This is a genomic window from Erwinia sp. JH02 (assembly GCF_013074405.1).
Taxonomy (GTDB): domain Bacteria; phylum Pseudomonadota; class Gammaproteobacteria; order Enterobacterales; family Enterobacteriaceae; genus Erwinia; species Erwinia rhapontici.
On the sequence record NZ_JABANZ010000020.1, the window covers coordinates 18,894 to 27,223 of the forward strand.

The 8,330-nt window shown below is 51.8% G+C and carries 9 protein-coding genes; 2 read left to right on the forward strand and 7 right to left on the reverse strand.

Going from position 1 to position 8,330, the window contains the following annotated elements; translation table 11 throughout:
- Positions 1-23: 23 nt before the first annotated feature.
- From rimM to ffh, 3 genes are all read right to left on the reverse strand, one after another.
- Positions 24-572: a ribosome maturation factor RimM gene (gene rimM / locus HHI26_RS24545; RefSeq protein ID WP_133845987.1), complete on the reverse strand. Its 549-nt coding sequence runs from the start codon at positions 570-572 to the stop codon at positions 24-26.
- An 18-nt stretch (positions 573-590) separates the two neighbouring features.
- Positions 591-839 carry a 30S ribosomal protein S16 gene (gene rpsP / locus HHI26_RS24550; protein WP_004155935.1) on the reverse strand — a complete coding sequence of 83 codons (249 nt, stop codon included), beginning with the start codon at positions 837-839 and terminating at the stop codon, positions 591-593.
- A 136-nt stretch (positions 840-975) separates the two neighbouring features.
- Entirely contained in the window at positions 976-2,337 is a 1,362-nt protein-coding gene (gene ffh / locus HHI26_RS24555) for a signal recognition particle protein (RefSeq protein WP_133845988.1), read from the reverse strand.
- Between the two features lie 165 nt (positions 2,338-2,502).
- Between ffh and HHI26_RS24560 the strand changes: the two genes are divergently transcribed.
- Both HHI26_RS24560 and HHI26_RS24565 read left to right on the forward strand, forming a co-directional pair.
- Positions 2,503-3,294 carry an inner membrane protein YpjD gene (locus HHI26_RS24560; RefSeq protein WP_133845989.1) on the forward strand — a complete coding sequence of 264 codons (792 nt, stop codon included), beginning with the start codon at positions 2,503-2,505 and terminating at the stop codon, positions 3,292-3,294.
- A 22-nt stretch (positions 3,295-3,316) separates the two neighbouring features.
- Positions 3,317-4,606: an HlyC/CorC family transporter gene (locus HHI26_RS24565; RefSeq protein WP_159337964.1), complete on the forward strand. Its 1,290-nt coding sequence runs from the start codon at positions 3,317-3,319 to the stop codon at positions 4,604-4,606.
- A gap of 47 nt (positions 4,607-4,653) precedes the next feature.
- On the opposite strand, the gene luxS is transcribed toward HHI26_RS24565, so the two are convergent.
- The 4 genes from luxS to yqaB form a co-directional block, all read right to left on the reverse strand.
- On the reverse strand, positions 4,654-5,169 hold the full coding sequence (luxS, locus tag HHI26_RS24570) for an S-ribosylhomocysteine lyase (RefSeq protein WP_133845991.1): 516 nt from the start codon (positions 5,167-5,169) through the stop codon (positions 4,654-4,656).
- Positions 5,170-5,337: 168 nt separating this feature from the next.
- A complete protein-coding gene (gene gshA / locus HHI26_RS24575) occupies positions 5,338-6,939 on the reverse strand; it encodes a glutamate--cysteine ligase (protein WP_171149914.1) in 1,602 nt (533 codons plus the stop codon).
- A gap of 31 nt (positions 6,940-6,970) precedes the next feature.
- Positions 6,971-7,399, reverse strand: coding sequence for a YqaA family protein (locus HHI26_RS24580; protein ID WP_133845992.1), 429 nt, complete (start codon positions 7,397-7,399; stop codon positions 6,971-6,973).
- Positions 7,396-7,962 (reverse strand): fructose-1-phosphate/6-phosphogluconate phosphatase, encoded by a 567-nt coding sequence (gene yqaB / locus HHI26_RS24585; protein WP_133845993.1) that lies wholly within the window; start codon positions 7,960-7,962, stop codon positions 7,396-7,398. Before yqaB ends, HHI26_RS24580 begins: the two co-directional genes overlap by 4 nt.
- Positions 7,963-8,330: the final 368 nt, after the last annotated feature.

Below are 8,330 nucleotides of genomic sequence, written 5' to 3' on the forward strand. Positions count from 1 at the left end.
AGTATTACCGTTTTGTTCGGAGCTCAAAAACCAGGATCCCAATCTACCGTGATAACACGAGTAGTGAGATCGACATTCTTGATAACCTGTTCATCGAGGAACGGAATTAACCGCTCCTGCGCACCGAATGCATCCTTCAGGTTTGCCTTAACGACGATAACGTCGTTCGAACCGGTTTCCATCATATCGATGACTTTACCCAGCTCGTAGCCTTCAGTCGTGACCACCTGGCAGCCCATAAGGTCTTTCCAGTAGTAGTCGCCGTTATCCAGCTCTGGCAGTTGCTCTGAGTCCACGACAATTTCGCAATTGGTCAGTAGGCCCGCGGCATCACGATCGTCAATGCCTTTGACTTTGATGATCATGTCCTGATTGTGGCGCTTCCAGCCTTCCAGCTCGACAAGCTGCCATTGACCCGCCCGCTGGATAAACCACGGCTGATAGTCAAAAATGCTTTCGGCGTCTTCGGTGGAGGAAAACACTTTGAGCCAACCACGAATACCGTAGGCCGAGCCCATCTTCCCCAGAATTAACGGGTTAGCGGGAGGCTGGGCGGTGAGTTGCTTGCTCATGTTGACCACCGTGACAGATTAAGCTGCTTTCTTAGCTTGTTTGATCAGCGCGTTAACGCGATCAGACAGAGTAGCGCCCTGGCCAACCCAGTGCTCAATGCGGTCCAGATCCAGACGCAGTGGTTCAGCCTGACCTGAAGCGATCGGGTTGAAGAAACCAACGCGCTCAATGAAGCGACCGTTGCGAGCATTACGGCTGTCGGTTACGACTACCTGATAAAACGGACGCTTTTTAGCGCCGTGACGTGCCAAACGAATTGTTACCATAACATCCTCTTTAGTTAATAAAACAGCCGGGCCCCATTGAGGGAACGGGGCCCGGATGCAATATAAAAAGCCCGAAAATTTTACTCATTTTGGCGCAAAAAGCAATCTAATTCGCCTGAGTCATTTTCTGGCTGACTTAGCGGCCAGGGAAGCCCGGCGGCATCATACCTTTCATGCCGCGCATCATCTTCGCCATACCGCCCTTCTTCATCTTCTTCATCATGCGCTGCATGTCGTCGAACTGCTTCAATAAGCGGTTAACGTCCTGCACCTGCATACCTGAACCGGTGGCAATGCGGCGCTTACGGGAGCCTTTGATAATCTCAGGTTTTTCACGCTCTTTGCGTGTCATTGAATTAATCATCGCTTCCATGCGCACCAGCACTTTGTCGTCCATCTGCGATTTAACATTATCTGGCAGTTGGCCCATGCCCGGCAGCTTGCCCATCAGGCTCGCCATACCGCCCATGTTGCGCATCTGCTTCAACTGGTCGAGGAAGTCGTTCAGGTCGAAACCATCCCCCTTCTTCAGCTTACTGGCCAGTTTTTCTGCCTGCGCACGGTCTACTTTGCTTTCAATATCTTCGATCAGCGACAACATGTCGCCCATACCGAGAATACGAGAGGCAATACGATCCGGGTAGAACGGTTCCAGGGCTTCGGTTTTCTCACCGACGCCCATAAATTTAATCGGCTTACCGGTAATATGACGAATCGACAGCGCAGCACCACCGCGGGCATCACCGTCGACTTTCGTTAGTACCACACCCGTCAACGGTAAGGCTTCGTTGAACGCTTTCGCGGTGTTGGCGGCATCCTGGCCGGTCATCGCATCGACCACAAACAGTGTTTCAACCGGATTAATCGCGGCGTGAATCTGTTTGATCTCATCCATCATCGCTTCATCAACGTGCAAGCGACCTGCGGTATCCACCAGCAGCACATCGTAGAATTTCAGCTTCGCCTGTTGCAGCGCGCTGGTAACGATATCGACCGGTTTCTGACTGAGGTCTGACGGGCAGAAATCAACGCCGACCTGCTCTGCCAGTGTTTCCAACTGTTTAATCGCCGCAGGGCGATAAACGTCAGCAGACACCACCAGTACTTTTTTCTTGTGCTTTTCACGCAGGAACTTACCCAGCTTACCGACGCTGGTGGTTTTACCCGCACCCTGCAAGCCCGCCATCAGTACCACAGCAGGTGGCTGAGCAGCCAGGTTCAGAGTGTTGTTCTCTTCCCCCATGGCAGCAACCAGTTCGTTTTTAACGATCTTAACGAACTCCTGGCCCGGGGTCAGGCTTTTGTTCACTTCATGACCGACGGCGCGCTCTTTGACGCGTCCGATAAAGTCACGGACGACCGGCAGCGCGACGTCAGCTTCCAGCAACGCCATGCGCACTTCGCGCAGCGTGTCTTTAATATTATCTTCAGTCAGCCGCCCGCGGCCGCTGATATTGCGCAGGGTCTGCGACAGTCTGTCGGTTAAATTATCAAACATCGTCTCTCGCTCAACGTAATGAGAGGCCGCCTCGGCGACACAATGGCGCGGATTATAACATAGAGGCGCTGGGATCTCAGCCATATGCGATGAGATCGTTTGGAGCCAGCAGCCGCTGGCGCTATACTGACTTTTTTCTTCTCTGGCCGATACCTGACGAATTCTATGTCTGTAATTGCGATTCTGGCGCTACTCGCCTACTCATTCAGCCTTGCACTGATCGTTCCCAGCCTGTTGCGTAAAAACAGCACCTGGCGTCGTCTGGCAGTGCTTTCTGCCATCGCCGCCCTGGTTTGCCATGCCGTGGCGCTGGAGCAGCGTATTTTCGGACCAGATGGCGGGCAGAACCTCAGCCTGCTGAACATTGGTTCGCTGGTGAGCCTGTTGATCTGTGCGATTATGACGATTGTTGCCTCCCGCAACCGTGGCTGGATTTTGCTGCCGATTGTTTACAGCTTTGCGCTGATCAACCTGGCATTTGCCACATTTGTGCCTAACGCCTTTATTACCCACCTGGAAACCACGCCGGGCATGATGGTGCACATCGGGCTGGCACTTTTCGCCTATGCCACACTAATTATTGCCGCACTGTATGCATTACAGCTGGCCTGGATTGACTGGCTACTGAAGAACAAGAAGCTGGCCTTCAGCAACGATATCCCTCCGCTGATGACCATCGAACGTAAAATGTTTCATATCACCCAGATCGGCGTGGTGCTGTTAACGCTGGTACTCTGTACCGGATTGTTCTATCTGCAAGATCTGTTCAGCCGTGAAAATATCGATAAAGCCGTGCTGTCTATCCTGGCCTGGTTCCTCTATATCGTCCTGCTGTGGGGCCATTATCACGAAGGCTGGCGCGGTCGCCGTGTCGTATGGTTCAACTGCGGAGGCGCATTTTTACTGACCATGGCTTATTTCGGTAGCCGCATGCTGCAGCACTTCCTAACCTCCTGATTGACCACCACAAGGATTTCCCTTGGAACACGTTTCAACCACGACCCTGATCATCACGCTGGTTATTATGATTTTGGTGTCGGCGTACTTTTCCGGTTCCGAAACCGGCATGATGACACTCAACCGCTACAAGCTGCGTCATCAGGCTAAAAATGGTAACCGTGCCGCACGTCGTGTCGAAAAATTACTGCGTCGTCCTGACCGACTGATCAGCCTGGTGCTGATCGGCAATAACCTGGTCAACATTCTGGCCTCTGCGCTGGGAACCATTGTCGGCATGCGTTTGTATGGCGATGCGGGTGTGGCGATTGCCACCGGCATTCTGACCTTTCTTGTTCTGGTTTTTGCTGAAATCTTGCCAAAAACCATCGCAGCGCTCTATCCGGAAAAAGTGGCCTTCCCCAGCAGCGTGCTGCTCGGCCCCTTGCAGATTGTTATGATGCCGCTGGTATGGCTGCTGAACACCATTACCCGCATGCTGATGCGTCTGGTGGGAATGAAGAGCGATGGCGCAATCAGTGCGGCTTTGAGCAAAGACGAATTGCGTACCATCGTGTACGAATCGCGTTCACTGATGTCACGCCGCAATCAGGATATGCTGCTGTCCGTCCTCGATCTTGAAAAAGTGAATGTCGATGACATCATGGTGCCGCGTAACGAAATTGTCGGTATCAATATTAACGACGACTGGAAATCGATCGTACGCCAGCTGACTCACTCACCCCACGGCCGTATCGTCCTGTATCGCGACACCCTCGACAATGCCATGAGCATGCTGCGTGTGCGCGAAGCTTATCGTCTGATGACCGAGAAGAAAGAGTTCACCAAAGAGGTGATGCTGCGCGCCGCGGATGAAATTTACTATGTGCCAGAAGGAACACCGCTCAACGTACAGCTGGTCAAGTTCCAGCGGAATAAGAAGAAGGTCGGGCTGGTCGTCGATGAGTACGGCGATATTAAAGGTCTGGTGACCATCGAAGATATTCTGGAAGAGATTGTCGGCGACTTCACCACGTCCATGTCCCCGACGCTGGCCGAAGAAGTGGTACCACAGAATGATGGTTCTGTATTGATTGAGGGCAGCGCAAACATACGCGAGCTCAATAAAGCCTTTAACTGGACACTGCCGGAAGTCGAAGCGCGCACCGTTAACGGCATGATCCTTGAGGCATTGCAGGATATTCCGCTCGCCAATACCACGGTACAAATTGGCCATTATGCCGTCGACATTCTTGATGTGCAGGACAATATGATTAAGCAGGTACGGATTACACCGCAAACGTCGCTAAAGGAGTCGGTGGGATCGTCGTAGGGGTCAGGCATGCCTGACCCGGGCGAAGCATGCTTCGCCCCTACGATTTAGATATGCAGTTCTTTCAGTTTTTCTTTCGGCAGCGCCAGTTCATCGTTACGGTTAACGCGAATGTCGTTGTCGAGGATGTTACGCGCGATGTCCTGCGCTTCATCCAGTGAGTGCATTTCACAGGTCCCGCACTGATAAATATTCAGTTCAGGGATATCACTCTGGTTTTTCACTTTCAGCACATCAGCCATCGCGGCTTTCCATGCTTTTGCTACACGCTGCTCGTCCGGCGTGCCAATCAGGCTCATGTAGAAGCCCGTACGGCAACCCATTGGCGAAATATCAATGATTTCCACACCGTCACCGTTCAGGTGATCGCGCATGAAGCCGGCAAAAAGGTGCTCCAGCGTGTGGATACCGCGTTCGGTCAAAATCTCGATATTCGGTCGGCAGAAACGCAGATCGAAAACCGTGATGGTGTCGCCAGCAGGCGTGTTCATGGTTTTAGCTACGCGTACAGCAGGAGCGGCCATGATGGTGTGATCGACGGTAAAGCTATCCAGCAATGGCATACTTGTTACCTCAACAAATGAATTTATTTTTGAACTGATGAAACTTTCTCGAACGCTGCGCATCTGAATATATGAAAGACGCGCATTTGTTATCATCCATCTCATCCCTGACAACAACAGAGATGCGAATTTTGGCCACAGTTATGTGGCCTTTTTCTTTTGTATCGCTTAGCTCTTACCTTTCAAAAAGGTTTCAAGGTCAAGCGTATCACTTTCTTCAATATCCTGCTGACTATCCTGTGAGCGTTGCGCTTCATCGCTAAACTGCTGTTCGGTCAGCACTTCCAGTGACTCTTCGCTTAACTGAGCACGATACTGTTCGGCCAGGGCCAGCCCGGCACCCGCGATACCGTTCTCTTTTAAAATATCCAGGAATCGCGCGGAATAGGTCAGATCGGGATCGTCGAATGATGCCACCAGTCGGTCACAAACTTCCTGGTAATGATGTTCGTCACTCTGACTGTCGAGCGTTTCCGCCACGCGACGGAGATCGCTGAACAATGCCTTGCCCACATCAACCAGCAAATGCTGCGACTCTTCGCATCCCATGCTGATCGTCTGACCGGGTTTGCGCCCTTCAAGGATCACTCGATTCCAGTTTTTACGTGTGCAGGCAAGCTCAGCGCTGTTCATCTCAGGCGCATCGGCCAGCGTACACCAGACCAGGAACAAATCGAGGAACCGCACCTGGTTCGCATCCACACCAATCGGTGAGAAGGGATTAATGTCCAGTGAGCGGACTTCGATATATTCAATCCCACCGCGCTGCAGTGCATCCGAAGGTGCCTCGCCAGAACGTGTCACACGCTTTGGTCGGATCGGCGCGTACAGCTCGTTTTCAATCTGCAATACATTGGTATTCAGCTGTAACCAGTCACCGTTTTCATCTTTCACCCCCATCGCAGCAAACTCTTCCGACGGTGTTTTAATCGCCGCTTTCAGACCAGTAATGTAGTCCGGAAGATTGTTGAAGGTGATGCCAAGATTACTCTGGGATTTATTGGTATAGCCCAGATCGCTCAGACGCAGTGAGGTCGCATACGGCAGTGACAGCATTCCCTTATCACTGCGATCAAACGGCAGTGCGCTCTCCTTGCCTTGCAGGAATGAGGAACAGATCGCCGGTGAAGCACCGAACAGATACGGGATCACCCAGCCAAAGCGATAATAGTTACGGATCAGGCGCAGATAGCCATCAGAGATAGCCTCTTTTCCGCTTTCAGCATCCTTCACCCCAGCCCACTCCTGCCAGAAGGAGAGCGGCAGTGAGAAGTTATAATGCACGCCAGAGATAATCTGCATCAGCGCGCCGTAACGGTTTTTGAGACCCTGGCGATACAGTGTTTTCATCTGGCCAATATTCGAACGACCATACTGCGCCAGCTCGATATCCTGATCGGGAGCGATCATGCATGGCATGCTCATCGGCCACATACGTTCTTCGCCTAACTCACGGGCGACATGGCGATGGATATCCCGCAAGAATGCCAGCAGATGATCAATATCCTGATGGACCGGCGTGATAAATTCTAATAATGCTTCGGCAAAGTCAGTGGTAATCCACTTATGTGTTAAAGCTGAACCAAGAGAAGCTGGGTGTCCGGTAGTGGCAAGATGGCCATCCGGCCTGACGCGCAGCGTTTCGCGCTCAATGCCGCGACCAATACCTTTAAGTGCGTCAGGATGAGCTTCCAGCCAGGAAAGCGCCTGTGATACGTCCGGGATCAAATTGACCTCCCGCTCAGAGAAAAATTTATTATTGTTCAGCATAATGTTAACCGTAGCGCCGCCTTAAAGCGAATCAATGCCACCATTCCATGCCCTGTAGTGTTGCGGCTGCCAGCACCAGATAACGCAGGGTCTTACCGATAGCGAGACATATCACCATCGGCAGCCAGGCGAAACGTAGCCAGCCAGCAAGAACGCATAGCAGATCACCAATCACTGGTAACCAGCTAAAAAGCAGCGCAGCAGGCCCCATTCGGTGCAGCCACGCCGTTGCTGTGTTGTGCCATCGCCCCTGACTTTTTAATGGAAGCAGGCGACCCATAACGATGTTGGTTAAACCACCCAGAGTATTTCCCAGTGCGGCAATCAGGATCAATGCCGTGACAGAAACCTTCCCCGCCAGCAGTAACCCCACCAGTAACGCTTCAGAACTCCCCGGCAATAACGTGGCGCTCAAAAAGCTACTGGCAAACATCGAACCGTAAGCTAACCATTCACTCACAGCAGACGGACATCCACCGCATCCATACCTGCCGCACGTGCCGCCTGTATACCAAAATCAGCGTCTTCAAACACCACACAGCGTGCAGCGGGTACGCCGATCAATTCAGCGCAACGCAGAAATGTATCAGGTTCTGGCTTATGGCGTTTAACATCATCTGCTCCGACAATGGCATCAAAGTGATTCAGTAGCCCCAGATGCTGTAACAGCCCCACCGCCATTGCATGCTCACTGCCGGTGCCTACCGCCATTGGACGGCGCCCTTTATAGGCCTTCACCACATCAATGAGCGGTAATGGCTGTACGCTGTCGAACAGCATCGTTTTCAGTAATGCCGTCTTTTCTTCGGCCAACCGGTAAGGATCAAGATCGCTTTGCTGGCTGGCAATGATCACCTGCGCAATGTGCCAGGTTGGCGAACCGTTCAGGCCAATGATGGCCGTTTCATCGAAGGTCATGCCATATTGCCCCAGCACCTGATGCCAGGCTTTACGGTGTGTTGGCTCGGTATCGAGGATGGTGCCATCCATATCGAATATCAGGCCGTCATAAGCATCGTACATTCTCGCATCCATTCTGATAACGGAACGATTACTTTAGCGTAAAAGCACCCTCGTTGTCGCTGTTGGCATGGATCAGCAAATGCTTTGAAAAATATAGGGATTTTGATTATCAGATAAATGCGTGAGATAAAGCGCAGGTTAATTTGAGTTAAGTGAGTAATTCGTAAGAAGGATTTTGAGAAAAGTGCAGAAAGGAGTAATGGTGTTACCCGTACAAAGGGGCTTTTAATCTTGTAAAAGATGGTGCATCCAAGAGGATGATTCAGCTTCGCCTTACCCTGACGGGCCGTTGCAAGCGACGTTATCCTCCTTTGTGCTGGCGTTCACTGCTCTACAACATGCCAGTACAGAGGTGCTTCTAATCCTAC

Excerpts from the sequence above, each read along its gene's own strand:
- rimM (WP_133845987.1), bottom strand. The coding sequence starts at position 572 with ATGAGCAAGCAACTCACCGCCCAGCCTCCCGCTAACCCGTTAATTCTG.
- rpsP (WP_004155935.1), bottom strand. The coding sequence starts at position 839 with ATGGTAACAATTCGTTTGGCACGTCACGGCGCTAAAAAGCGTCCGTTT.
- ffh (WP_133845988.1), bottom strand. The coding sequence starts at position 2,337 with ATGTTTGATAATTTAACCGACAGACTGTCGCAGACCCTGCGCAATATC.
- HHI26_RS24560 (WP_133845989.1), top strand. The coding sequence starts at position 2,503 with ATGTCTGTAATTGCGATTCTGGCGCTACTCGCCTACTCATTCAGCCTT.
- luxS (WP_133845991.1), bottom strand. The coding sequence starts at position 5,169 with ATGCCATTGCTGGATAGCTTTACCGTCGATCACACCATCATGGCCGCT.
- gshA (WP_171149914.1), bottom strand. The coding sequence starts at position 6,939 with ATGCTGAACAATAATAAATTTTTCTCTGAGCGGGAGGTCAATTTGATC.
- yqaB (WP_133845993.1), bottom strand. The coding sequence starts at position 7,962 with ATGTACGATGCTTATGACGGCCTGATATTCGATATGGATGGCACCATC.